Genomic DNA, 282 nt, shown 5'->3' on the forward strand with positions numbered 1-282 from the left:
GCATTCCGTCAACTGCTTTGTTATAATCAAATTTACGTTTTATATAAAACTGTGGTAATAAATGTGAAGCTCTTTCTATTGGGCCTGCTACTAATTGAGGAAAAAAACTGACAAAGGCTGTAAATGCAATAAAATTATCTGTAGCTTCTAATTTTCTTTTATAAACATCAATACTATAACTTAATGTTTGAAAAGTATAAAAACTAATACCCACAGGTAAAATTATGTTTAATGTGTTTGCTTGTATTTCTGATCCAAAAAAGGAAAAAGCAGTTATAAAAT

General features: G+C 27.7%; 1 pseudogene. It reads right to left on the reverse strand.

The features are described from left to right. Positions 1-282: pseudogene (locus tag KI686_RS17715) on the reverse strand (MBOAT family O-acyltransferase); the annotation flags it as partial.

Source organism: Polaribacter sargassicola (genome assembly GCF_021991835.1).
Classification (GTDB): domain Bacteria; phylum Bacteroidota; class Bacteroidia; order Flavobacteriales; family Flavobacteriaceae; genus Polaribacter; species Polaribacter sargassicola.